Here is a 26,175-nt window from a genome sequence, read left to right as displayed (position 1 = left end):
CTGTGGTATGGAACGTGTGCGAAGCACACGTTCCATACCACAGCATAAAAACATTCCCAGCTTACTTCGGAGGTAAAGAGATACAGGTGGGTGTGCAGGTGCCCGCAAAGGAGATAGGGAGAGTTATTTTTTATGTCCTGGACGTCGTTAGCAGAGCGCATAGAGGGGCTGCCGCTGATTTTGGCGGGGCCTATTGTTAGAAGGGTAGAGCCTACACAGGTAACGATCTGGTTAGCGCTAAAGGAGGCACGCACTGTAACCTTATGCATCTATGCTAAAGATGAGCAGGGCCGATTGCAGGAACAGATAAGAGGGACGCGTCAAACCATTCGTGTAGGGGATAACCTGCATATGGTGGCGGTGACCGCCAGGGTAGCAGACAACGCCCAAAAATTGGGCTGGGGTCAACTGTACTACTACAATCTTTATTTCGGCGATCAAGAACGGCCGACAGATGAGATGGCACACCTGGGTACTCCGGGCATATTGACGGCGGTTAATGTGGCGGAACCGCTACAGGGCATCGTCTATCCAGGAGAGCCGTTGCCAGGCTTCCTGGTGCCTGCCGGGGATGTACATGATCTGCGGATCATTCATGGTTCATGCCGGAAGCCGCATGGAACGGGCAAAGAGACCTTATCGGCGGTCGATAACCTGATCGCTAACGCCTGCCAGCACAATGGCACGGCGCGGCCACAGCAGCTTTATATGACCGGTGACCAGATCTACGCCGACGACGTCGCCACGCCCCTGCTACACTCGTTGATGGACGCCGGGAAAGTGCTGCTGGCCGGAAATCAAGGGGAAGTTCTGGCAGCCTTCCACTTACCGGCGGACAAGTTTCTGCCCGGCATGCGCAAACATGTTATTCTCAACCAGGCCCAATTCACAACCGGCCATGGGGATAACCACCTGATCTCTTTCTCCGAGTACATCGCCATGTACCTATTTAGCTGGTCTGATGTCATCTGGCCCGAAGAACTGCTCAGCGTCAAAGACTTCTGGGCCTGGCTCTATCCGGGGGTGCATAGCGAAAGCGTCAGCCAGGAAAAAGAGCAGGCGCGCTATCAAGAAGAGCTCCAGCAGTTAGAGGACTTCCACAGTACCCTCCCCAGGGTCAGAAGAGCCCTGGCCAACATTGCCACCTATATGATCTGCGACGACCACGACGTCACCGACGACTGGTTTCTGGATGGAAACTGGTGTCACCAGGTACTCAGAAAACCGCTGGGGCGGCGCATCATTCGCAATGCACTGCTGGCTTACTCTCTCTGCCAGGCCTGGGGGAATACGCCAGAACAATTCGCCGGATCAAATGGAGCGGCATTGCTGGAGGCTATCGACAGATGGAGGGGTGAAGAAAACACAGAACAGACTGAGAGCATCACCAGACTTATTGGCATGCCCGACAGCCACTTCAATGGAACCGGATCGCTACGGCGCTCACGGCAAGCCCTACACTGGAACTACAGCTACGAGGGACCCAACTATCAGGTCATCGTGATGGATACGCGCACCCGGCGCCACTATCGCACGCCCAAAGATTTTCCAGGGCTCCTTTCAGAGGAGGCCATGCAGAACCAGATTGAGCGGATCGAACGCGCGGATGCTGAAGTCACGTTGATCATCTCAGCCACGCCCGTCATCGGCGTCGACTTCGTAGAGACCGTACAATTCTGGAGCCGCCGGCGCGTCACCAACAACTATGCATTCGACCGCGAAGCCTGGGCCCTCGAATGGGGAACCTTCCAGGTCTTTTTACGCACCCTGAGCAATCTCAAGCGCGTCGTCTTCCTATCCGGAGACGTACACTACGCCTTCGGATCCAGCCTGGAATACTGGGATACCCAAACCAGGCAGAGCGCCAAATTCATCAACTTCACTTCCAGTCCTTACTGCAACGAAGGCTCGGGCGCGCAGATCTCGGTGCTGGCCGTGGGCTATCCCAGGTTACGCTCGCTCCTGCGCCGGGGGAGAGATCCCCGGCTAACCTTCTTCGTCTGGGACATTTTCGGGCAAGACAACCGCACCCTCAACTATCTGCTCAGCATGATTAGAAAGCAGATATTCCGCTTCTGGTGGTCCATACCGCGTCTAACCGCAGCCCACCGATCCCCTACCGAAATCGTCATGCCCGCCTGGGGCTGGGTCAAAGGGGCATTTGACAGCATTCCTCCCAGCCGCAGCTATCGCATCCGCTACCTGACCAACAACCTGCGGCGTGAAGAGGAGCGCGAACACCGTCCGCACACCACGCTGAGTCTTATTACCTTGCAACCGCTGCGTGCCGCGCTGGGAGGACTCAATATTCTGCAGATTCTCAATCGCCGTTTCCGGGGCAAGCTACGCGAGCGCACTACGCCTCAAATAGAGCGAGATGTACTCACGATCAAGGGTACCGGGGAAAACCTGTTAGAAGAGGTGATAGAGCAAAGCGAAAAGATCGAGCAAGAGTTAGAGAAGCCACGCAGCGGACTGGTCAATGCTGTTCTCAATTACGATCAGTGGCTCAGCCGCTGGAAGGCGGGGAACCTGATTGTAGGCTACAACAACATCGGTGAGATCAGCTTCCACTGGAACGCCGAAAAGCAGGAGGTAACGCAGAAGCTCTGGTGGTTTAATCCGGATCATCCAGAACAGTTGCAGGCGGCGCAATACGTGGATACATTGACTCTGCCGCGTCCAGAGGATGAGCCGCCGCTGCCGTAACAGGCCATGGCGGGTCTTTGGTGGACAATTTATGATAGGGAGCGGGGTCGCGGAACTCCAAGCCAGGGCAAGCCTGGCACCTACGCCTGACCGTTATTTCCTGGCGATATCCTCACAATATCCTCACAACTTTCTTACAGCATAATTGATGATTTATGGTATGCTTTAGATGCAAATGTTTATGGATGTATGCATAGCGGGTACGGATAGGATTACCAGGAAATGCAATGTTGAGGTGGAGGGCATATGGTTGCAATGATTGAGATGGCTGAATCGGCCGGGAAGCCTGATTATCCCTTTCTGCGTGTGACGACGATGGGTGATTTCGCGCTCTCGCGCGTTGTGGCGCAGAAGGCGGGTCGACCGCGCTACCGGGCGCTGGAGGGTGAGGAACTGGGCAATCGCCGGGCGGCCCTGGCGATACTCAAATTTCTGCTATGCAGTCCCAGGCGGCGCGCGACCAAGGCGGAGATCACCAGGGCCTTATGGACTGGTCGAGACCCCGAACACGCCAACCACATTTTTGACACGGCCGCCTCGACCTTACGGCGGCAGATTCTTTATCTACCGGGGATAGATAGCCTCTTGAATACCCGGCGCCTGAACGGAGAGACGCACCTGATCTTAGCGACCCAGGCCTGGATATGGGTTGATGCGGATGCACTGATCAAACTGGCGCAGGCGGCGCTTCGTCAAGAGCAGCAGGGGAACGACCCGCTCCACTATTTAGAGGCGGCCCACGCCCTGGACAAAGGCGAATTTCTGGAAGAAGACACGGGTTACCGCTGGACACAGGGGCGCCGACAGACCATCGAGGGGGCCAAGAGGCGCGTGCTCTATCATCTTGTAGGGATCTACTGCAAGAACCGGCAAACAGCAAAGGCCGAAGAGTTGCTCTACACGTTCCTGCAGACCTATCCTGAAGACGAAGACGCCCTGTGCCGCTTACTACAACTCCTGGCGCAGCAAGGACGGCGTCAGGAAGCCCTCAACGTCTATCGCTACTCAGCTGAGCAGATGCAGGAAACGGGGAAAGAGCCAGGCATCTACACCCGGCAAATAATCGAGCGGCTACAGCAGGGCATGCAGGTACACGAACACAGCGCCACATATCGCGCGCTCCAGCCGCACTCCATATACGCCATATACGCCATTGTGATGGTAGCCTGAATCAAACAACATAAATTCTATTCCAGCAAGATGAACGAAGCAGTGAAAGGTGGAAGGGTATTATTATGCGTGTAGAAATGTATAAACTTGCTTATGGAAATTATAAATTCTGTGCCGAGATCGACACCGGGGCCGAAGTAGGAGATAACCAGCTGACCCTCTGGTACAGCGAAAAGCTCGCCCTGGAGACGCTCTCACTGGCCCAGCTAGATGGCAGGTTGCTCTTAAAGGCCCTCAAAGAGCCACATAAATCCCTGCTACTCCCTTACCTGGACGAAATCAAGCATACGCAGCAGCAGAGCATCGAGCAAGAGATCGCACGGCTGTTGCAACCATTCAGCACCCAGAAGATTCCGGGCAACGTCAAACAGCGCATCCGCCAGTTACGTGAAAAGATCCATAGCGTGCTGCAGGCACTGGAAGCTAAATTTGTGCAGGAAGAGATACTGACGTTGGACCGGGACAGTTTTGATCTCAAAACTATAGAGCAAGACTGCCACATCTATGGAGAATGGCATTTTGTGCGAGATTTCTTTTTCGAAGAGGCAACGTACGACAACATACGCCGCTTTTGCCACGAGTTCGCCCTGGATGAAGCGGTACGCCAGGAAGCGATCGCGCGCGAGGCGCGCTGGGCGAAGCGCAACGCCCTCTTCACCCGCAACCTCTTATCTGTGGTAGGAGAGAAAGCTCTGCTCAGCAATGATGGCAGCTACATGCGCAGCGCGCTCGAGCTCTTCCGCTGGCTCGACCTGCATCTTGAAGAGGTGCTTGCCAACCCAGAATATCAGCGCATCAATGCTCTTGACCAGCCCATCAAAGGTATGCCCCCTATTCACGACAGCGACGCCAGCATCCGGCCCGCCGTCGAGCTCTTCAAGAGCCTGCCAGGAACCGCTATTCGCCACTCCTGTCAGGGGGTCAGCGCCAGGATCGACATGGGAGCCTACTCTCTGCTCACCATTACCCCCCATGAAGAATATGCGTACATCGCCTTCAACACCATAGACTACCTGCTGCACGACGCCATTATCGACCGGCTGCATGAATTTCCCACCATCACCACCGAACGCATCCCATGCAACTTCAACACAGGCCTCTTTCTACGCTCAACCGGGGACAACATACGTTTCCGAGAAGAGATCTACCAACTGGCCTGCCAGGTCCATAGCGCCCTGACAGAAGGATGCGAGGCACATGGTAGAGGTGAACCTGAACGGCTCATCACGGGCTGGGAGACAGCGAACAATCCCACTTATCCGCCTCAGACATCCGACTGCGCCGATATCTTGTCCGGCCGGCTGGCATGGCTGTGCCTGCCAGGGCAGATCGAAGGGGCCCTGCTACAGATCAGCCACCTCAACCACTGGGCAAAGGCCGCTGACCGTCTCTATTATGACGACCGGCAGGGGCTCTACGGCGTCAAGGCCAGGTTCCTCAAACAGGCATATCACAACGGCACGGTACAGCCAGCGGGCTACGTCGATGGCAGCGCCGCCTTCCCCAAAAACTTTGCCATTGAAAGCGCGGCCGCCGTCGCGGCAGATTTCCTGCTGGAAACCCTGGAGGATGAGAATCGTGGACACGGAGGCAACAAATATAGCAACGCGGCCATGCAGCTCTTTCAACGCATCACCGGCCAGCCCTTCGTCACACAGGGTAAAGAGCAGGTCAAGGCTTTAAAACAGGAGCAGGCGGAGGCAGCCATCCAGGGCTACCTGCACAATCTGATCGAGCAGGCCCGGCAGACACACCAGCCCATCGAGCCTCAGCGATTACAGGAGCTCCTCGTCTTTCCCGGGGAGATACTGGATATAGCCGTCACCCGCTATCGCTACATCAGCACCTGGGACGACCTCGACAAGAGTGAACTGCGCAAGCTAGATCCCGAAGGGCTCAGCCTGATCAGCTTTGGATACGAAAGTGCCAGCTCCAGGTACATCTTCCATCTCCCCTTCCGCACCGCCCAGGAATTTCTGCCTGAAGACGAAATCACCCGCTTACGCGGACATGTCAGCAGCGAACGCAAAGAATACGGCTCGGCCTATGGTCGTACCATCACCGCAGAGGAAAGCAACAGCCATCCCATTGAAGAGATATTACAGACCCTGGGTGTCAACATCAGCAAGGTCTGCCCGCACAAGCTGGAGCGCAAACAGGAGCGGGCGATCCAGCCAGCGCAACAATGGCATGAACCAGCTAACAGCGATAGCGAAGACGACGAAGGATACCAGCAATATCTCTATGAAATGCCGCGCAAAAAACATAAAGCCCGGAAAAATAAGCGGCACGAATAAAACGAGCGGCGTCCAGGTTTCACGTGAAACCTGGACGCCGCTCGTTTTATTATTAATGACTGGAACGCCTAGACATCGAGGTTGGCGCTCCTGGCGTGGCTCTCGATGAAGCGCTTGCGGGGCATAACTTCGCTGCCCATCAGCATGCTAAAGACCTTGTCGGCCTCAACGGCTTCATCGATGTTCACTTTCAAGATGGTGCGCTTATCGGGGTCCATCGTGGTGTCCCAGAGCGTCTCCGGGTTCATCTCACCAAGACCTTTAAAGCGTCCAACCTCTGGCTCTCTACCGTTATGGGCGGCGCTATACTCCTGGATCAGCTGATCGCGCTCCTCAGGGGTATAGACGTAGCGCGCGTTTTTGCCCATCTTCACGTGGAAGAGGGGAGGCTGCGCGATGAAGAGGTGACCATCGGTAATCAACTGCTGCATATGGCGATAGAAGAAGGTCAGCAGCAGGGTACGAATGTGGGCGCCGTCAACGTCAGCGTCGCACATAATGACGATGCGACCATAGCGCAGGCGAGCCATGTTGAAATGCTCATCGATACCCACGCCGATGGCGGTAATGATATTCTTGATCTCCTCACTCTTGAGCACCGTATCCAGGCCAACACGCTCCACATTCAGGATCTTACCGCGCAGAGGCAGGATTGCCTGGAAGTGGCGGTCACGGCCCTGCTTGGCCGAGCCACCCGCGGAATCACCCTCAACCAGGTACAGTTCACAGCGATCGGCGCGCCGCTCACTACAGTCGGCCAGTTTGCCCGGCAACGTATTATCCAACGCATTCTTACGCTGGATCAGGTCGCGAGCCGCACGAGCCGCCTCACGGGCCCTGGCGGACATCAAACACTTATCGATGATGGTCTTGGCCTCGCTCGGCGTTGTCTCCAGGTATTGATTCAGAACCTCAGCAGTCACCATCTCAACCACAGGACGAACATCGGCGTTATTCAGCTTCGACTTCGTCTGGGCCTCAAACTGAGGATTGGGGATCTTCACGCTGACCACGGCCGTCAGACCCTGACGCACATCGTCGCCGGTCAGATTGCCATCTTTCTCTTTAAGCAGATTAGCCTTACGGGCGTAATCATTGAGGGTACGCGTCAGAGCGCTACGGAAACCGGTAATATGCATACCGCCATCAACAGTATTGATACCATTGGCGAACGAATATTCCGTCGGGGACCAACTATCATTATACTGGAAAGCGACCTCAACCTTGATGTTGTCGATCTCACGGCGGATGCTCACGGGTCGAGACTGCAAGGTATTGCGATTCTTATTCAGGTAGCGTACAAAAGAGATCAAGCCACCCTCAAAGTAGAACGTCGCCTCCCGATCGGTGCGCTCATCAATCAGGACGATCGTCAATCCACGATTCAGGTACGCCATCTCGCGGAAACGCTGAGCCAGGACATCAAAGTTATAATCACGGGTCTCCATCACAGAAAGATCAGGCAGGAACGTCGTAATCGTACCCGTCCCCTCGGTCGTCCCGACTTTCTCCAGACGAGTAATCGGAACCCCCTTCTCATAGCGCTGGCGATAGATATGCCCATCATGTTTGACATCAACCTGACACCACTCGGAGAGCGCATTTACCACCGAAACGCCCACGCCGTGCAGACCACTACTGATCTGGTAGCCGCCACCGCCAAACTTACCACCAGCATGCAACACAGTCATCACAACCTCAAGGGTAGACATACCGGGACGCTGATGGTGCTCATCAACAGGGATACCACGTCCATTGTCTTCGATGGTGACAGATTCATCGGCATGTATCGTCACCTTCACCGTATCGGCATAGCCGGCCATCACCTCGTCAACGCTATTGTCGACGACCTCAGTAATGAGATGATGCAGTCCACGCTGATCAGTAGCGCCGATGTACATACCAGGACGTACCCGGACGGCCTCTAAGCCTTCGAGAATCTGAATATTCTGTCCGCTATAACTATTAACATTGTCGTTCACTTTCCCCTCACCATTCCCACTCGTATTTTGTTGTTCAGTGAGTAGAGCACCATCATAATCATCAGGGAGTTGCTCTGACATTATCGATTCTCTCGTCTTCGCCATCAAAAACACTCCAATAAGAAACCCTGCCAAAGAGGCGTGGGCCACACACTATCAAAAACAATCGCGAACACCGCGCACGCGCGGCAGAGCTCATACGATTGAATGGCATACATTAAGGACAAGCAATTGTGCCAGATATAACCGTCTCATCACGGGGACCATTATGGCTAGAGCCCAACCGATCTTGCGGACGATTCAGCATGCGGAAAAAGGCACCAGTAACGCTGAATGCATGGGCAAAAGATCGCATCGCTCTGGACAAGTTTCCTCTCACAGGGATACAATTCGCCTCACACAAAATCAGCTCCAAATGGGGTTACACGATAAATACTGCACACACTAATAGCATATACAGACGTGCTAAGAAGCTTTTTCTTTGCGGAGACTTGCCTACTTAATATGAATATGAAAATCATTTTGACAGATTAGTCAAAATGCGGTAACGAATAATGCCACATTTCGTCCCCTCATTATATCACATTTCACCTCACAAACAAAGCAGATAGGATGAACGTACAAGCTCAGGTAAGAAGGCGACATGAGCCATTTCAGGCCATCCAAAAGCACATGAAAAGGCAGACTATATAGAGGTTCTAAATACAGGGGAGAAAAGTGGAAATAGAGAGGGAGAAAAAACCTTCAACTGGTGAGCTCTCTCCTCTATTCCTCATCACAAGAGAAAAAGGAAGAGAGCCCAGGCCACGCTGAAGCGGCATTTTCAGCTTCGCATCAATAGCGGTTACCACTAACCGGCATACTGGGATTGCCCTGTAAAGAGGAGCTGGGAGGAACACCCTGCATCGAAATGCCAGACATACTTCCGGGCATTGGCGCACTGCCAACATTATTGGCGCAGTAAGGACAATACGTCCAGCGCAGCTCAAGCAAGCGCTCGCATTTGGGGCAAGAACGTTTCAACTTCTGACCACAAGAGGGGCAGACCTGGAAATCGGATTCAACGCGCGCGTGACAGTTCGTACACGTCTGACGCTCCGTCATCTCCGCGAGCAGAGACTCTTCTTCTAACTGGCGCTCATAGATTTCCGCCAGAGTCTGACGAGGACGCAAGATCAGGTAGATAAATAAGCCACCCACATTAAAAAGGGCGACAAGCACGGTAGCCAGAATCTGGGACACGAAATCTTGCGTACGCGCACGAATATCGCGGAAAGTCCAGATAATCAAACTGAGGGAAAAAATCACCAGAAACATGACCAGACAGCCAATCATAGGCCCGAGCAGACCCTGGATGGTTCCCATTATATCCGGCGACGACGATGCCTTAGGGCTAGTCGCCAGTAGCACCAATGAAAAGTTCACAGGACAAACGCCCCTTTCAGAATAGAAAATTCATAAACTTTTAAAGCACAGGCTGGTGTGTGCTCACTTCGTTTTTTAGATTCCATACACTGCAATTTACAACGTTCTACAATGTCCCATGATGACAACCTAGGACTATGCGATACGAATTGCTGAAATATTTATCAGCAAGTGTGCCATGAATTTCCTCTATCCGCAACCCTACAGGGAGATTCGTCATGTTTTCTGCACTTACGACAGGACCAATATCCCAACGGTGTATCCCCGTTTGGTAGCAAATGTTGCAACGCCGCTAGCATGTACGCACACAAACACTACAGCGATGACAGGTATCACAATAACTAATAACGCTTAAACCCACCGAAGTTGTGACACCTTTCCTCTACTCTACTATACATAATACACACGAATCAGGAAAAAAAGAGACAGGTTATCTACTTAGGTAGATAGTAGAAAGGCTATCATTATCCTTTCTTATCGGTCATCAATAAAAATAAACACAGGGCTGCGAATAGGTTTATTTGTGAGTGCGGGTCGCTCACAAATAAACCTATTCGGATGTAACTACAACTATTATTGAGTTTTGTCCGTTATTAAAAAAGTAATGTTTTTTTTATAGCGTTTACAAGGTTTTCGTTTTATATGGTAAGGCAAATTCTAATCTAGTTCTTGCAAACAGGACTAATTTCTTATTCTTTAGCTGCTTTTAGGGTGATATTATAGTTTGTAACTAGCTGTATTTCTATGTGTCAAGGTGCATAAAAGCTGCCGGGCGGGAAGATTGTATAGGTGTGCTATAATTAGAACAAAGGTTCTAGAACAAATTTTCGTACCTATTGAAGGAGGTCACGTTCATGGCGAGTGGGAGCTACGCCAAAAAGCCCAGGGTTCAGACGACTACCGAAGTTCGTTCAACAGTCCCGGCACGCGCAACCAGAGATTTATCGGCGGAAAACGCCGATGATGATGGAATATCACAAGCCGAAGCATTGACCTTCAGTCGCGAAAGCACATCTACACGACCTCCAGTGCAGACTGAACGTCCAACCCGGAAAACTGCCAGGATTGATAGCGTTAGAACAACGGGTGGCACTACTACCAGAATCACCGGTGGCACTACTACCAGAATCACCGGTGGCGCTACCACCAGAACCACTAGCAATATCGCCCGCAATACAGCCAATATCACCAGTACGAAGAGTCTTCCCGCTATCAGGACTCCTAATACCACACAGATACTGCCGGCCGAACCACAGAGCCCGAATACCACGCGTGTGCTGGAAGGTCTGACCACAACTAATAACACCAGAATACTCCCGGCAACCAAAATTAATCGTACGGTAGACATTGATGGCGCGATCACCCGCGATCCCAGACCTCCAATCAAACACCTGGAAAAGCATAAATCCTGGTTGCATCCCTGGCTGATCTGCTTTATCTTTGCCATTGTTTCCCTGCTTGTACTAATTTCAGCGGGCATGTTTCAGCGTGTTAACACGGTAAACCTGTTTGGAGGGGGGCAAACGTATAACATCCAGGTGGGTGGTTCACAGGCACAGGACTGGCAAAAGGCGACGCCGGCCCCGATTAAGCCAGCGGTTATCAAACATTCTACCGGCCCCTATGCTGTGATAGGCAAGCCCACCATTACACCCGCATTTATTAATAAGGTGCTGGCAGCATATCATTCGCCAGCCGCGGGCAAGGGGCAGGCCCTCTACGATCTCGGTATACAATATAATATCGATCCAGCTTTTGCGCTCGCCTTTTTCATGCATGAAAGCTCTTTTGGCACAATGGGAGAGGCACGTGCGACCTTATCACTAGGAAACCTGCGCTGCATTCCCGATCATGCCTGCGTTGACCAGGACCGCGGCGGTTACGCCCAGATGGCCAGTTGGGAAGATGGCTTCAAAACCTGGTACTCGCTGATTCACAATCTCTATGTCGTCCAAAGTGGACGCGACACGGTAGATACGATTATCCCGATGTACGCGCCGACCGCCGATCATAATGATGAGCAGGCTTATATTAATTCTCTGAAGCGTGCTATTGATACCTGGCGTTCAGGTGTAATCTTTGTTTCATAAAAAAGAGAACGAAAAAGCTCTGGCTGGCAGGTTGCGTGCAACCTGCCAGCCAGAGCTTTTTTATGTAGTCACCAATCCCTGCTCAAGGGCTTTGCTGAGGGCTTCGGTGCGGCCGGAGACGCCCAGTTTCTGGTAGATGTTGGCGAGGTGAAAGTTGACGGTACGCTCACTGACGAAGAGGCGGGCGGCGATCTCTTTGTTGCGCATTCCACGGGCCAACAGGCGCAGAACCTCCAGTTCGCGGACGGTCAAGGTCTCGTAGGGCGCGCCACCACGTCCCTGGCGTCCAAAGCGGGAGAGGAGGCGACCGGCCAGCTGCGACTGCACCAGCATCTCACCACGAGCCACGGTCCGTACCGCCTGAACCAACTCATCGGGGGCGATATCCTTTAACACAAAGCCATCCGCCCCGGCGCGCAAGGTTTCATAGAGGTACTCCTCACGGTCCTGCGTCGCCAGAAGCAGGACGCGGGTATCGAGGTTAAGCTGCTTGATCTGGCGCAGAGCCTCAAGGCTTTGTCCATTGGGCAGTTGCGTATCCATCAAAACGACCTGGGGGCCCAGCTCCAGAGTCTCGCTCACGGCCTGAACACCATCTACCGCCTCGCCCACCACCGATAGACCCGGATAGGACTCCAACAACCGGTGAAGTCCAGCCCTTGTCACTGCCAGGCCATCTACAATTAACACTGTAACGCGCTCAGGCGTCGCGGCATCCTCGCTGACCAGAAGTTGCTCAGAAATCTTTGCAGAGGGATCAGTGAGCCCTTGAGAGGCTTCTAGGAGCGTTGGGGAAGTGGAGAGATAAGGAAGGTTGACGCGCACACGTACCCCACGCTCCTCCATCTGCTCGAGTTGAAGGGTGCCACCCCACTGTTCTACACGAGAACGCAGTTCCTGCCAGACGGGGGTCCAGAGGGTTTGTGGTTCGGATAGGGATCCATCAAACAGGGGGGACGCGCGGTCCGGCTGCGCATCGCCCGCCATATCATGATTGCCGAGGATGCCATCGTCCTCCACGCTCACCTGCACATCGTCCTGGCGATAGTTAAAGGTGAAGCGCAGACGCCGGGCATCGCCGTGCCGAGGCACCTGATAGAGAGCCTCACGCACAACCCGATAAAGCATACGTGCAGCCTCAGGAGGAAGAGTCTGTCCAAGGGGGTGATTCTGCTCATCGACGCCAGAAAATGAGGTGCGGCTCGCCAGATGCAGCCGCTCCGCCGTCTCTTCAACGGCACGCGAGAGCGCCTCGGTCAACTCCACGCCATCCAGCTCAGGCACTGGCTCATCTTCAAACGAGGAACGCACGATGGTCAGGGCTTCGCGAGCCAGCGCTTCCAGCTCGTCCATGCCCGCGCGCATGGCCCGCAGATCAGCAGAAGGATCGTCTCCAGCCTCATTGGATTTCGCCAGTAGCTGCAGGCTATGCAGCTCAATCAGGAGCGCGCTCAATGTATGTATTAATTGATCATGAGGATACGTACTCATGTGAAACCTCTCTTTGTAGCCACCCATCCATTGTATAACAACCTCCCCATACATAGGTATAAACTGTACCAGGGAGAAATATATTTCCAATCGGGCGCGGGGTCCGGATTCAAGGGAGGTGATCATGCGTCGAGGGGAAATCGGACGCGAGGTCCGAACGTATGAGGGGGGAGATGATCGTGCGTCGAGAGGAAATCGGACACGAGGTCCGAACGTATCGGGGCGTTATCGTCAGCCGAAGGGATTGTTCGGGGGGGGAGGGTGCATTATAATGGTGGGGATTTAGACGCTCAATCAGAGGGATGTGAAGATGCAAATCAGTGAACCGGCTGAATATGTGATATTGGGGCTGCTTACTACGCGTTCGATGCATGGCTATGAGATGTTTCAGCTTATTGAAGGGGGGACGCTGGGGCAGATTATCCACCTTGAAATGAGCCAGATGTATGCTTTTCTGAAGAAGTTGGAACGGCTGCATTATATTGAAGCTGAGGTTGAGTCGCAGGGTACACGTCCTCCGCGCAAGATTTTCCGGCTAACGACAGCGGGACACGAGGTATTTCACCAGTGGATCAAGCAGCCGGTGGAGAAGCCACGTGATATACGCATCCTGTTTTTGATCAAGCTCTACTTTGTGCAGCGTCTGCAGCCCACGCAACTGGGGGCGCTCGTAGAGCAGCAGATTAAGGCCTGCCAGAGCTTCTTGCAGCATCTGAAAACCAGGCAGCAAACGACTACGCTGCAGCCCGATGATGCCGCGTTTCTTGACCAGGTTGTGCTGAGCAGCCGCATCTATCAGACGCAGGCCCTCCTGGAGTGGCTCAGCGAGCTTCAGAAGGGGATACAACATCGGGTTTTGACATGAGATAGAGGCAATAGCGAGGGTTGTAGACCTTGTCGCAGCTACTACATGAAACGGCTTGAGAATAGCGACGGGTGCGAGGATACTGTTTACCACAGCCGGGACACTGGTAGATGTAGCGAATGGGGCGGCGCTCGCGACGGGCACGCTCTCGTGTAGCGCTCTCCTCGTGCAACAGGGCACGCAGATCTTCAACGGCATAACCGGTAATCGCAGCCTCATCGGCCGCGATCGAATCGTAGCCATGATGGTGATGGCGGCGTGGCGTCCCCTGAACGCGATCCGACAGGTGGATCAATTCATGAGCGACCGTCACCTCGATCGACTTTGCCTGCATCGCGGGCTCAATGAAGATCAAGTGGCGATGCTGCTGCGCGCCGGTCGTCGGTGCGCAAGTACGCGCACGCGCTGAGGGAGCAGGAATATAACAATAGCAGCCGAGCGCCATCGTATTGAGCCGCTTACCGGTCCAGCGCATATATTCCTGTCGATCCTGTGTCAGTGCCAGCGCCGGCAATTCAGCATGGGCGAGGCCCAATTTCTGCCAATAGTGCATCAGCCAATGTTTCAGCACAGGCAGGTCGCCATGGATAACAGGTTCCGACTGAAGCGGAGGCGGAGCCGGTGAAAGAGAGCGGGACCGAGAAACGCGGCGCGTAGTAGCCATGGAGGACGTATTCACTCCTAATCAGATATAATATGAACAGTATATCAAGCAAAAGACGTGAATGCAAGTAGAGAGGAAATATAGTAAAACTTTTAAACATTCCTCTTTATCGCAATCATATGGCTTGACACCTCTACTCATCAGGGGTAAGATGAAGATCAGATATTTACATAAACCAAACCTCCCGTACCCGCAAGGAGGGGCCCTATGTCATCTCAAATCTGTATCAAGACCGACAAATCATTACAACAACTTGCTACGGAGATACGCGACCTCTTATCGCTACCCCCATTCACACTGGATTCTTCTGCCGAAGAGCCCTACTGCCAATTTGACATGCTGGGCATGCTGGTACTTATTCATAAAACTGCCGAAGAGGAGCGAGATCCAGAAGTCAGGGATTATCCCTATAGTTTTGACCTACAGATGTCGTTTACAGAACACGAGCTTGACACAGATGCGATGGAGTATAATCTTCAGGTCTATTATGCACAGTTGCTGGCGTTCCACCTTGGAATCGAGACAGCCTGTTATGAGAAAAAGAAGGTAGGTCAACATTGGCAGATTCGCTACTGCTTCTATAGCAAGAATCCCAAGTGGGATCCGAATCTGCTCTTCGGTGAGCCCGGCTGGTGTCCTGCGGTCAAAAATGGCACGCCCAGCGCGTGGCGCTCTATACGCTCCATCTTCCAATAAATGGGCAGCGGCCGTCCGGGGCCGGGCCAAATAGTGCTATTACTGTAGAGTATGATAGCAGAAAGCACAATGATGTGTTATGCTTCGCCATAAAGCATTCTCCAGGATAGAATAGCGATGCTACGGGAGCTTCACGTCAGTTCGAGCAGGGCTTTCCATGTGTTGCTAAAGACATAGAAGCAGAAAAATAAATGGAAAACGAACGACAACCGCCTTCGTTACCTCCCCACCAATCGACCGGTCAGGGCAACCCTACCGGTAAGTTGCAAAATTCCCAGCAGTTACCAGCAGTCAAAAAAACCACTCGTTCACTGTACGAAGATACGCCTGTATTGCAGCCGCCCCCAGAAACATCGCCCATTGCCCATGCGCAGACATCCTGGAGCCAGACGACCATGCCCCCCAATTATCAGGAAGCCATTGAAGATATGGGAACCTCGCTCGGATATGGTCAGGGCATGGAATATCAATACTTCGACGCACCGCAACCATCGCAGCCGGTATCGCAGCTACGCATGACCAGTCTACAGCAGCGATTGTATCAGCGCACACGCCAACAACTGCACAGCAAACAGGACATCACCAGCACATTTAGAAAGCCACGTCTGAGCGAGTCAAAGCCGCTCTACTCCCTGCGGGATCCGCAGAGTGTAGCGACCGCCGACGAACTGGCACACGACATTCAAGAGATGGAAGCAGTAGCCGAGATCGCGGCGGACGAAGAGGCGTTCAAGCAAGACAGCGGGATGTTGAATAAGATAAAGGTAGGACAGGCGACCTTTATCTTAAGTGGATCATTCATCGCCAGCCGCGTCCTGGGGCTGGTCAAAACCAGTATCACGGCCTACGTGCTGGGAGCGACGATCTTTTCAGACGCCTTCTACCAGGCCTTCACGATACCAGACACCATCTTCAACATCGTAGCGGGCGGGGCGCTGAGCTCGGCATTTATCCCGGTATTCACCCGCTACATGAGCAAAGACAAAGATGAAAAGTCGGCCTGGCATATCGCCAACGCCTCACTGACACTCGCCACCCTGGTCATGGTCGTCCTGGCGATCCTGGCCGCCATCTTCGCCGACAAGATCGTCCCACTATACAATCCACCAACCACGCCGGACCGCGCCGCGACCATCCCGATCATCGTCACCCTGGTACGCATCATGCTCCTACAGTCAATTATCCTGGGGGCGGGCTCGATTACCAACGCCGTCCTGAATGCGCGCCAGAACTTCTTTCTACCGGCGATCGGGACCGTACTGTATAACGCGGGATCGATCATCGGGCTCACGCCCGGCCTCATCCTCAAGATTACCGGCCATGGCAATCCACAGTTCGCCGTTTACTCGGCCAGCGTAGGCATTATCCTGGGCGCCATGATCCAGGTGGGTATACAGCTACCGGGCCTGGCCGGGGTCGGCATGCACTTCAAACCATCGCTGGACTGGCGCAACCCGGCCGTCATTCAGATCGGGCGCCAGATGCTGCCGCGCATCTTTAACGCGGCCATGCTCTCTTCATCGGTCTTTGTTGATAGTTTTCTGATCGGGCGGCTGGGGCTGGTTCACGTAGACAGCGATATCATCAATGGCCTCAAAACAGAATCCATCCAGGCGATGCAGTTGATGCAATTGCCGCTGGGCGTCTTTGGGATGGCCCTGGCCACCGCCACCTTTCCAACGCTGGCCGAATACGTCACGCACGGCAAGATGGACAAGGTACGCGGCCTGATTCTGGAGACTCTGCGCGGTATCCTCTTCCTCTCCATCCCCTCCTGTCTCGGATTAATACTGCTGGGGCTGCCGATCGTACAGGCGCTGCTCGCCCACGGGAGCTATATCATAGATAAGGACGGCCACTTCACGCTGGACAAGGCCAACGCCACCGTGCTGGCCCTGAACATGTTCGCGCTGGGTCTGCCAGCGTTCGCCACCATCGAGATCCTGACCCGCTCATTCTATGCCATGAGGGACAGCAAGACGCCGGTGATCATCAGCATAGGGCAGTTTATCCTCAAAATCGCTTTAAGCCTGATCCTGATCACACCCTTCACGGTCATCGGAGGGGTCTTCTGGGGCATGAGCTCGCTGGCTCTCTCCACCACCATCGCCAGTGCGCTGGAAGCCATCGCCCTCTTTCTACTGCTGCACTACCGGGTGCAGGGACTGACCGAACGCTCGCTGGGCATCTTTGCGCTGCGTGTACTGGCAGCCACCGCCGGCATGAGTATAGCCGTCTTTGTCAGCAGGGCGCTGCTGGACGCGGCCTTGAACACGACCGACGTCAATCGCTTTATGTTCACCGGTGTCACCGAAATAGGGATAGCGATCATCAAGCTGGGGATCGAGCTCTTTATTGGTACCATCGTCTACCTGCGCCTGGCGCGCTTCTTCGGCATCGAGGAGATGAGGCCGATCCGACGGTTGTTGGATCGTTTTAAATTATCGTGGATTCTTTAATCGGACGCGAGGTCCGAACCTATGGATGGGGGGCATGAAATAGGCACAATACAACATGGATGGACCGGTGGCCGAGGCCACCGGTCCATCCATGTTGTATTGTGCCTATTATTATTTTTTGTTGGGGGAAGGTAATTTGATGGCGGCTACGATGGCGGTTTTGTCGTCGTCATCGTCTTCGTCATCATCGAAGTCCTCGGGGACGGGTGTAAAGGGCAGGCTATCGGTGCTGGTCAGGGTTTGTGGGACGGTGTCCATGGCGACGATCGGCAGGTTGCTATCCAGCACAAAACCATTATCCATGTAGATGTGATAAGGGAACATGGCGGGATCGAAAGCGCTGCTGTGTGAGAGCAGGATGATCTGCTCAAAGTGCTGGCTCATGAGGTCACCTGTGATGACGTCGACCAGGGCCTGGGCACGACCACGATCGAAGGAGCTCAATGGCTCATCCAGCAGGACAAAGCCCGGGGCGACATTCAGGTCTCCAGGCAGCGTGGCGATGGCAAAGGCCAGGCGCAAAGACAAGGAGAGCAGATCGGCCGCGCCACCCGAGAGGGCGGAGGTAGGTAGATACTTACCAGCGCCACTATCCCAGACCTCGATCTGGAATGGTCCGCCGCTAACGGCTCCCTCTTCTGACTGGGTCGTTAGATGCACATCGTGATAACGACCACCGGTCAGCAGGGGGAGAATCTGCTGCATGTAATACTCTGTGCGCGGCTGGACCTTGCGCAGGAGCCGCTGCTCCGCCTCCTGCAGCAGACGATGACCATGTTTCTTGATCTGGTAAGAGCGCTCCTCCTGCTCCATCTGCGCGCGTGCCTGCTCAAGGTCCAGCGTCTCCTCGCCGATCTGGAGCTTCTCAGCCAGGGTCTCGGCCTGCTCGTGCAAATCCTGCAACTCCTGCTGATGGGCGGCGGTATCGTCCTCAAGACGCTGACGATCTTCGGCTGGATGCTGCTCCAGCAAAGGCCAGGCAGCCAGTAGGTCGCGGCGCGCATAACCAGCGGGCTGTTCAAGTTCATGGGCGGCCAGCAGGTTAGAGATCGAAGCCTGATCGCCACGAATCTCCTGTCGGCACAGCTCTATCCTGGCGAGAGACGCCTGCTCCTGTTCCTGCAAAGAGGTCAGATCGCGCAAGATTTGCTCCTCATTGGCCTCGTGCAGCTCCTTCTGGCAGCGGTTGCGCAGAGCCACCAGAGCCTCGGCAAATGGGTTCAGGGGGACGATCCAGCTTCCCAGGGTATTACTAAATTTGGCCAGCTGCTTGTAATGCTCCGACAGGGACTCCTGGCGCTCACGCAGCAACGCGGTATAGCGAGCATGGCTTTCCTGGAGCATAATCTTATTGCCCAGTGTAATGTTTAGCTCTTCAAGCTGGCGGCGAGCGGCGGTCTCAGCGCTGCCAACCTCAGCCTGTCCGAAGCGCACGCCTAAAGGTTTGACCCGCTGGCGCAAAGAGTCCTTCAGGGACTGCAGGGCGCTGCTCAGGGCCACCTGCTGCTCGCGGGCCCGCTCAATCTGCATATCGGGTGGATTACCTTTAAAGCGAGCATTGCGATCCTCAAGGGTGCGCTTGCTCTCGATCAAAGCATCCAGGCTATCCTGATTGGCCCTAGTCTGACGAGCCAGCTCGCTCACCACGTCAAGCTTGCCATCCAGTGAAGCGATCTCATGTTCGGTCGCCTTGATAGTGCTAGCGACCATACCCTCGAGATCGGGAACGCCAGAAATGTCTTCCTCAGGGATCACCGGGGCCAGGGAGCCGGAAACAAAGGAGGGTTGAGAAGGAGGAAGCGGGCTGGCCTGAATGCGAGCATTGATGCTCGGCATGGGCAGATTCTCCTGGCCGGCCAGCAAGGTAATCTCCTGATGCATCAGCTCAACGGCGACCTGATCTTTCTGCAGGTTCTCCTCAATATTATCCCATTGCTCGCGCTTGCGGGTATCTTCCAGGCGTGAGCGCTCCTGGTGCAAGTTATCTATAGCCGCCTGTTTCTTCTTGACACGATCACGGGCAGCGTTCAGCTCTTCGAGCTTCGAGTCCTTCTTCCGCTGGGCCTCGGCCAGGTCGCCCTGATCGCGTGTGCCATCCAGGAACAGCTGGGCCTCCTCCAGGCTTGGTGGGACTGAGCCGCCGAGAGAAGTGATCTCCTGCTCAACCTGGCTCAGGGCCTCCTCATCGCCAACCATACGCACAGCAGCCTCGCGGGCGGCCACCATCTTCTGTACGCGGCTGATGGCCTCCTGCTCTTGCACCTTAAAGGCATTTTCCTCCTGGCGGATCTTCTGGTAGCGCTGATAGCTCAGGTAGGCGGGAACAATCAACAGCAGCATCACAACCACAGCGATGATCGACACCACAAAATTGCTGGTCAGCATCAAGAGGGCTAAGATCAAACAGATGATAATACCCAGGACGCAGCCCCCCATGACAAACATATATTTGTGGGCGGTATCGCGTGTAGCCAATCGCTGTTTGGTCACGCCCTCCTGTTGCTGGCGGGCCTGATGGACATGCTGCTCAGCCTGTGTCAGTCCCTGTGCCAGACCCTTTAAGCGGTGCCACTCCTCCACCTGCTGACGGATACGCAGCTGGCGCCAGGACTTCTCCACGGTATCGCTCTGTTGCTGAGCCTGCCGCGCCTCATATTGCGCCAGTTCCAGCTCCTGATCGGCATCATTGAGATCCTCAATAATCTTTTGCAGCCGGGTCTCATTCTCTTCCGCCGCTTCCCGGCTAGAAACGCGGCGCGTATAGCCCTCTTCGAGCTGGCGCAGATGCTGCAGGCGCTCGGACAGGAACTGCAAACGCTGCAAGCGTTCCTCCAACTGAGGACGCCGGGCACGTCGCTGCTCCTCCATCGTCTGGAGGCTCTTCTGTGTATTCGCCAGGCGCGTCTGGGCCTGATTGATCCGCTCATCAAGGGTACGCAGGTGCAGATTGGTCTCCTGATATTTTTGGACATCCTCTTCCAGCTCTTTAATGGAATCCACAGCCGTCAGCAGATCGTTCGACATACGCTGTAGAGTACCGAAAGAGCGCGTCAGCTCGGCCAGATCACTCACACGCTTCTCAACCAGTGGCAACTCTTCGTGCTCACGGCGCTCCAGCTCGGCGATACGCTGCTCAAGAGACGGCAACTCGCGGCGCGCCTCAGCGATATCATCGTAGGAAGCAATAATCTCAGCCAGGGTAACATCGGCCCGCTTCAGCTGCTGAACGCGTCCCTGCTGGCTTCTCAGATCGAGGCGCCGGTCATGGATCTGCTCCAGGCTCTGCTCCAGCTCAATGATATCGGCCTCCTGCTGATCGATATCGGCCAGATACTCATTAACTTGAACCGCGTCGAGGGCCACCTCAAACTGGCCGATCTGCTCCTGAAGCTGTGGGATGCGAGCCTGGATCTCAGCCAGAGCGAGCCGTTCAGAGCATGCATGCAGCCGCTCCTCATCCTCCGGCTTCACCTGGAACTGTTCAGACAGAGTGGTTGCCGCATCCAATCCCAGCAAATTACGGATCGTCTTCTCACGAGCCGAACCAGAGATAGACTCCAGCAGGGTCAGGCCCTTCTGCTCAACCAGGCCGGACTCGCGCAGCGTTGTGCCGTCGAGGTTACCAAGTTCAGAGATGATGCGTGCATTCACCGCCGCCAGATCGGTGATCGGCGGCTCATCAGGCATTCCCAGTTGTTGGATCAACAAAGAGGCCGACTGGCCCTTGCCACGCTCGATGGTACGAGCGATCGTCAGTTCGGCCGTGCCCGCCGAAAGGGCCAGGGTCACAACCGCGCTGCTAGCGCCGTACGAAATCAGGTCATCAAGGGAACGATGATCACGTCGAGAGGTCAGGGGTTCACCATACAATGCGAAATACAAACTTTCAATGAGGGCAGACTTGCCAGCCTCATTGGGGCCCTGGATCAAAATACTACCGCGTTGAGGGAAATGCAGGTTCATAGAGCGCAAAAGCCTGAACCGCTCAATCGTTACATGCTTTAGAATTATCATGGGTCTACTCCGTTCGCCAGTGCCAGACTGATGGGCGCAAATGGATAGCAACCATCGCAGCTACTACCTACTTTTCATCTCATCTATCGCCAACAATAATTCCTCTTTCGTGAAGCGCAAAGCCTGCTGCTCATCGGCAGTAGCGGAAGAGATCCACTCATCGACCAGCGAAGATAGCTCCTCGCGCAAGGAGAGGCGTTCACCAGCCTCGACGGAGACCGGGGCATCCTCATTTAAAACAGAAAGGGCGCTATCATCGATAGCCAGAGCAAAGCAATGCTCTTCTCCATAGCGACGGATTTGATTCAGGTCAAGCTCATGATACGCGCCGCGTGTCAGTTCTCCCTGGAGGCGCAACAGGATCATAGCGTCATCCTGACAGAGAGGGCGCAGGCGCTCCAGCATAATCTCGGTGGGAGAGGTCGTCGCCTCATCCGGCCAGAGCTCTGCGGTTGAAATATCCAGGCTATGCATAGACAGGGTATCGACGCTAATATGATTGCACCAGCGCACACCATCGGCCGCCAGTCCAAGAAATACGAAGCCGGGCGCCTGATCGGGCGTACTAAAATCGATATACTGGGTCGCCCCGGCCACAATCACTTCGCTCTGGCCGACCTGCAGACGATGATGGCTATGATGATAGCCAGCAAGAATATAAGAAAAAATGCTCTGTTCACGAATGCTCTGCTGTGTCACGGCCGCGCGCGTATCAAGGAGAGAAGAGCCAACCGTCAAACCCTCAACAGGGGCATGCAGAATCAGCAAAGGAATATCGGCGCGCTCAATCTCCAGGTTCACCTGCATATTAGCCATTGGATCGCCCACCTGGCCGGCCAGCACACCCAGGCCGCAGATACCAACCGTTGTGCCTCGAACATCGACAAGCACAGGTTCAAGCTGCGCCGAGTCACTCTTCTGGACCGGAGGGAGATAGTGGAGCGCGCCCAGGCGAGCATAGCTCATCTGAGGAGCAGGGGTTGTATCGCCGCCCAGAAGAGACTGAGAGGTAGCCGGGGTATCATGCACGCCACCCAGCGCAAAGGTCTGCACACCGGCCTGCTTCAACTGGGCCAGGCGCTCCGCCACAAAACTGCGGTCCCGCTCATCGGGAGTCGCCGAATCAAACAGATCGCCCGCCTGTATAAATAAATCGACGCCCTGCACGATCGCGAAATCTGTCGCCTGCTGAAACGCATGGCGCAAGCGCTGTTGACGCTCCTCACGCTTACGAGGATGTTGCCCAAACCCCGTGTAACCCAGATGGTTATCCGCCGTCAGCACCACCGTAACCACACCCTCGCGCTGCTGCTGCTCAGGCATCGCATCTGGTTTCGAATCTTGTTTCAAAATATCGTCTCCCATCGGGACCACTTCCTTGTTGGCTGACTAGAGAAGCAAGCTACTCCAACGCTGACAAACGCTGCCGGGCTTTATTCAGATCTCTGACCTGAGCAGGTCGAAGATAGCCCGGTCGGCCGGAAATAATCAGTCAGCATTCACTATTATGCTGTTATTATATGTGAACACTGCTTTTTGCTAGTACTCTTTTCTCAAAGTGAGTCTATCACAAAAGCAGAAGATTAAAAACGAATCATGATAGTAAGAGGGACTATTTGGGGAATAAAAGAAGGGGTGCAAAGCAATACAAAAGTACTTATTCCTCCTTTGTCGTGGACAGTATGAAAAATGAAATATTAATATGATAACGACCCACCAAAATACAGCGAGAAAAAACATAACATAAAAGGCAGCCAGCGATCGGGATATACCAACAGAGCCAAAAGTCGATCGGTGATAGCCAATTGGTATTATTCGCTTTATCTTAGAGCAATTTATTCGTATTCGTTATTGGTAGCCTGGAAGCTATCAAGTTCCATTAGATATGTGGGAGAGCAGAGTGGTGGCAGTAAAGTATTTATCACATTTAGAGAGAGACAAAGAAACGAGAAAAGTGCTCCTCTCATTGGCCCAGAGTATCCAGGAGCGTGACATCGTCACCTATGATCACTCGCGCCGGGTAGCGGTTTATGCCCAGCGGCTGGCGCGCTACCTTGGCTGGAGTCGAAGAGAAGCAAGGGATCTGGCTCTGGCCGCGCTGGTTCACGATCTGGGCAAGACCTGGATCGGCAACGACATTTTAAATAAATCGGCGGCCCTCTCAAGGGAAGAGCGGCTCAAGATGGAGCGGCACCCGATCACAGGAGCCAGAATATTAATTGGATACGAAGTACACCCTTTCTATGTAGAAGCGGTGCTCTATCATCATGAGTCCTGGAACGGGCAGGGGTATCCGGCAAGATTGAAAGGTGAAGAGATACCATTCAGTGCCAGGATACTGACCGTAGCCGATGTCTATGACGTGCTCACCTCTCAGCGTCCATATAAAGACCCGCTCACCACGGATGAAGCGCGCGAGCGGCTCCTGGCAGGGTCAGGGACCAACTTTGATCCTGTCATCCTGCAAGCATTTGTGCACTTATTGGATATCACGCCAGATTTTACCCTCACACAGCATGTCTGTGGTATTTCATTAAAGAATCTGCGGCAGCCCGGATTCTACAACATGTTTATCGCCGGATCCTCGTCGTAGGTTCGGTCCTTGCGGCCAATACTTTCAACTTTAGAGCAGGCAAAAAGAAACACGACCACAGTACGTGCGGGGCTTGCCCCCGCTTTGGCCCTTTCCGCTCGAAAAAGCAACAAGAAAGACGTTCGGCATCAGCAGAAGCCTGCATGTATGAGCAGCGAGGAAGCAAGCGGGGGCAAGCCCCGCACGTACTGCTTCTCTTTCTATTTCTGCATTTTCTTAAGTTGAAAGTATTGCCCTTTGCGGCCGATTTCTCCTCGCCGTACGGACATGTATCTCACATGCGTTTCCGTGGTCCTCGCGTTTGGTGGACATGGGTGTGCGTGGAGAGGCAATCGGCCGCAAAGGCCGAACCTACGGACGAATGTCCGTTTTTCTTTTTGCAAAAATATGATGCGCCCCTCATTGTGGAGGCAATTTATTTTGTCCAATAGCTGCCGTCGGTAGTCTGAGGTTGAATATTATAATTAGCCGGAACCGTAATATCACCGCTGTAGAGTCCCCATTTCCGAATCAAGGTCGCGTAGGAGCCTTTTTGTTGTAGAGATTGCAGGGACAACCTGATGGTAGAGGACAGGGCTACATCATCGTTACGCACTAAAATCCCTTCGGTCGTTACGCCGACCATATTGCCGACGCGCTGCAAAGTATCTGGATGCTGCAAGATGGAATAATCGACCACAGAAGCATCTTCATAAACGGCGGCCACGCGCTGGCTCTGCAGCAACTGGAATGCCGCATTGTATTGCTTCACCTGCACCACGTGTACGGCGCCCTGACCATTTTGATGGCATACACTATCCATACTCGACAGCTCCCGGCCCTCGGAGGTTTGTTCCTGCACGGCCACCGACTTACCACACAGGTCTGTCATGGAATGTATCGCCAGAGGATCGCCCTTGAGTACCAGCAAAGACTTGCCGCCGCGAAAATAGGGGATAAAATTGACCCGCTTCTGCACTTCGGGGGTAATGCTTACCGCCGAGATAACCACGTCAAAGCGGCCCGCCACCAGACCATCAATCAGGGACGAGAAATCATTTGCCGCCACGTGGGTCTTCAAATGCATCTTCGTCGCGATGGCGCTGATTAAATCGATATCAAAGCCAGCGGGCTGCTTAGAGGTAGGATCGATAAACTCCTGTGGAGGATAGTTAAGATAGCTTCCAACGGTCAGTTCGCGCGCCGAGATCAAATGTAGAGCAGGATTCACGGTAGGTGATGGCGTAGCGAGCAAAGTCGGAGAGGCCGATCCGCCCTCACAGGCCACCAGAAACAACAGGCACATGCATACAGACAGGAAGACATTCAGACACCGATAGCGCCGCCCGCCCCCCAGACAAGGATAAGCCATGGAAAATGAAAGCTCCTCTCCCTTGATGCCGCCCTGCGGGCGGCGGGTCTGCCTGAGTGTGTTTTATTCTCTTTGTGTTAGCGAGCGTGGGCGCCCCCACACGCGCGTCCGCTGCGCGGCCGCACTAGTTTTTTTATGTTGGTGCAACCGGGGCGCATCAGCGCCCCGGTTGCACCAACATAAATATGGTTTTGGCGTCCCTACTACACCAACATAAACATGGTTTTGGCGCTCCTGCCACACCAACATAAACATGGTTTTGGCGTCCCTGCCACACCAGCATAAACATGGTTTTGGCGTCCCTGCCACACCAGCATAAACATGGTTTTGGCGTCCCTGCCACACCAGCATAAACATGGTTTTGGCGTC

General features: G+C 54.1%; 15 protein-coding genes. 8 read left to right on the top strand and 7 right to left on the bottom strand.

Translation table 11 applies throughout. From position 1 onward, the window contains the following. The first annotated feature begins 132 nt into the window (after nucleotides 1-132). The 3 genes from AABA21_RS24265 (at nucleotide 133) to AABA21_RS24255 (ending at nucleotide 6,176) form a co-directional block, all read left to right on the top strand. Nucleotides 133-2,709: a metallophosphoesterase family protein gene (locus AABA21_RS24265; protein ID WP_338254254.1), complete on the top strand. Its 2,577-nt coding sequence runs from the start codon at nucleotides 133-135 to the stop codon at nucleotides 2,707-2,709. A 246-nt stretch (nucleotides 2,710-2,955) separates the two neighbouring features. After that, nucleotides 2,956-3,879: an AfsR/SARP family transcriptional regulator gene (locus AABA21_RS24260; RefSeq protein ID WP_338254253.1), complete on the top strand. Its 924-nt coding sequence runs from the start codon at nucleotides 2,956-2,958 to the stop codon at nucleotides 3,877-3,879. 65 nt (nucleotides 3,880-3,944) lie between these two features. After that, a complete protein-coding gene (locus tag AABA21_RS24255; RefSeq protein ID WP_338254252.1) occupies nucleotides 3,945-6,176 on the top strand; it encodes a hypothetical protein in 2,232 nt (743 codons plus the stop codon). A gap of 68 nt (nucleotides 6,177-6,244) precedes the next feature. On the opposite strand, the gene gyrB is transcribed toward AABA21_RS24255, so the two are convergent. Together gyrB and AABA21_RS24245 are read right to left on the bottom strand one after the other, a co-directional pair. Beyond that, a complete protein-coding gene (gene gyrB / locus AABA21_RS24250) occupies nucleotides 6,245-8,239 on the bottom strand; it encodes a DNA topoisomerase (ATP-hydrolyzing) subunit B (protein ID WP_338254251.1) in 1,995 nt (664 codons plus the stop codon). Nucleotides 8,240-8,992: 753 nt separating this feature from the next. Continuing rightward, a complete protein-coding gene (locus AABA21_RS24245) occupies nucleotides 8,993-9,583 on the bottom strand; it encodes a zinc ribbon domain-containing protein (protein WP_338254250.1) in 591 nt (196 codons plus the stop codon). Between the two features lie 854 nt (nucleotides 9,584-10,437). On the opposite strand from AABA21_RS24245, the gene AABA21_RS24240 reads away from it, so the two are divergent. Next, on the top strand, nucleotides 10,438-11,673 hold the full coding sequence (locus tag AABA21_RS24240; protein WP_338254249.1) for a glucosaminidase domain-containing protein: 1,236 nt from the start codon (nucleotides 10,438-10,440) through the stop codon (nucleotides 11,671-11,673). A 60-nt stretch (nucleotides 11,674-11,733) separates the two neighbouring features. Here AABA21_RS24240 and AABA21_RS24235 read toward each other — a convergent pair whose 3' ends face one another. Further along, nucleotides 11,734-13,164: a LuxR C-terminal-related transcriptional regulator gene (locus AABA21_RS24235; RefSeq protein ID WP_338254248.1), complete on the bottom strand. Its 1,431-nt coding sequence runs from the start codon at nucleotides 13,162-13,164 to the stop codon at nucleotides 11,734-11,736. Between the two features lie 310 nt (nucleotides 13,165-13,474). Here AABA21_RS24235 and AABA21_RS24230 point away from each other — a divergent pair, with 310 nt between their 5' ends. Next, entirely contained in the window at nucleotides 13,475-14,029 is a 555-nt protein-coding gene (locus AABA21_RS24230; protein WP_338254247.1) for a PadR family transcriptional regulator, read from the top strand. Here AABA21_RS24230 and AABA21_RS24225 read toward each other — a convergent pair. After that, a complete protein-coding gene (locus tag AABA21_RS24225; protein ID WP_338254245.1) occupies nucleotides 13,986-14,693 on the bottom strand; it encodes a hypothetical protein in 708 nt (235 codons plus the stop codon). The genes AABA21_RS24230 and AABA21_RS24225 overlap by 44 nt on opposite strands. Nucleotides 14,694-14,900: 207 nt before the next feature. Between AABA21_RS24225 and AABA21_RS24220 the strand changes: the two genes are divergently transcribed. Both AABA21_RS24220 and murJ read left to right on the top strand, forming a co-directional pair. Next, complete coding sequence (locus AABA21_RS24220) at nucleotides 14,901-15,389, top strand: hypothetical protein (protein ID WP_338254244.1); 489 nt, start codon at nucleotides 14,901-14,903, stop codon at nucleotides 15,387-15,389. A 191-nt stretch (nucleotides 15,390-15,580) separates the two neighbouring features. Continuing rightward, entirely contained in the window at nucleotides 15,581-17,848 is a 2,268-nt protein-coding gene (gene murJ, locus AABA21_RS24215; protein ID WP_338254243.1) for a murein biosynthesis integral membrane protein MurJ, read from the top strand. A gap of 111 nt (nucleotides 17,849-17,959) precedes the next feature. Here the strand turns inward: murJ and AABA21_RS24210 are convergent, their stop codons facing one another. Further along, nucleotides 17,960-21,862, bottom strand: coding sequence for an AAA family ATPase (locus tag AABA21_RS24210; RefSeq protein ID WP_338254242.1), 3,903 nt, complete (start codon nucleotides 21,860-21,862; stop codon nucleotides 17,960-17,962). A gap of 63 nt (nucleotides 21,863-21,925) precedes the next feature. Beyond that, entirely contained in the window at nucleotides 21,926-23,227 is a 1,302-nt protein-coding gene (locus tag AABA21_RS24205; protein ID WP_338254241.1) for a metallophosphoesterase family protein, read from the bottom strand. A 589-nt stretch (nucleotides 23,228-23,816) separates the two neighbouring features. On the opposite strand from AABA21_RS24205, the gene AABA21_RS24200 reads away from it, so the two are divergent. Then, the gene (locus AABA21_RS24200; RefSeq protein WP_338254240.1) at nucleotides 23,817-24,455 is read left to right on the top strand and encodes an HD-GYP domain-containing protein; all 639 of its coding nucleotides are present in this window, start codon (nucleotides 23,817-23,819) and stop codon (nucleotides 24,453-24,455) included. Nucleotides 24,456-24,870: 415 nt separating this feature from the next. Here the strand turns inward: AABA21_RS24200 and AABA21_RS24195 are convergent, their stop codons facing one another. Then, entirely contained in the window at nucleotides 24,871-25,806 is a 936-nt protein-coding gene (locus tag AABA21_RS24195; RefSeq protein ID WP_338254239.1) for an ABC transporter substrate-binding protein, read from the bottom strand. Between the last annotated feature and the right edge of the window lie 369 nt (nucleotides 25,807-26,175).

The organism is Dictyobacter halimunensis (assembly GCF_036245075.1).
Note: the sequence above shows the minus strand (reverse complement) of the source record. Positions and strands in the feature narration are given on the sequence as shown.

What these genes read in the sequence shown, in the direction of transcription:
- AABA21_RS24265 (WP_338254254.1), top strand. Translation starts at nt 133, where the DNA reads ATGTCCTGGACGTCGTTAGCAGAGCGCATAGAGGGGCTGCCGCTGATT.
- AABA21_RS24260 (WP_338254253.1), top strand. Translation starts at nt 2,956, where the DNA reads ATGGTTGCAATGATTGAGATGGCTGAATCGGCCGGGAAGCCTGATTAT.
- AABA21_RS24255 (WP_338254252.1), top strand. Translation starts at nt 3,945, where the DNA reads ATGCGTGTAGAAATGTATAAACTTGCTTATGGAAATTATAAATTCTGT.
- gyrB (WP_338254251.1), bottom strand. Translation starts at nt 8,239, where the DNA reads ATGTCAGAGCAACTCCCTGATGATTATGATGGTGCTCTACTCACTGAA.
- AABA21_RS24240 (WP_338254249.1), top strand. Translation starts at nt 10,438, where the DNA reads ATGGCGAGTGGGAGCTACGCCAAAAAGCCCAGGGTTCAGACGACTACC.
- AABA21_RS24235 (WP_338254248.1), bottom strand. Translation starts at nt 13,164, where the DNA reads ATGAGTACGTATCCTCATGATCAATTAATACATACATTGAGCGCGCTC.
- AABA21_RS24230 (WP_338254247.1), top strand. Translation starts at nt 13,475, where the DNA reads ATGCAAATCAGTGAACCGGCTGAATATGTGATATTGGGGCTGCTTACT.
- AABA21_RS24225 (WP_338254245.1), bottom strand. Translation starts at nt 14,693, where the DNA reads ATGGCTACTACGCGCCGCGTTTCTCGGTCCCGCTCTCTTTCACCGGCT.
- AABA21_RS24220 (WP_338254244.1), top strand. Translation starts at nt 14,901, where the DNA reads ATGTCATCTCAAATCTGTATCAAGACCGACAAATCATTACAACAACTT.
- murJ (WP_338254243.1), top strand. Translation starts at nt 15,581, where the DNA reads ATGGAAAACGAACGACAACCGCCTTCGTTACCTCCCCACCAATCGACC.
- AABA21_RS24210 (WP_338254242.1), bottom strand. Translation starts at nt 21,862, where the DNA reads ATGATAATTCTAAAGCATGTAACGATTGAGCGGTTCAGGCTTTTGCGC.
- AABA21_RS24205 (WP_338254241.1), bottom strand. Translation starts at nt 23,227, where the DNA reads ATGGGAGACGATATTTTGAAACAAGATTCGAAACCAGATGCGATGCCT.
- AABA21_RS24195 (WP_338254239.1), bottom strand. Translation starts at nt 25,806, where the DNA reads ATGGCTTATCCTTGTCTGGGGGGCGGGCGGCGCTATCGGTGTCTGAAT.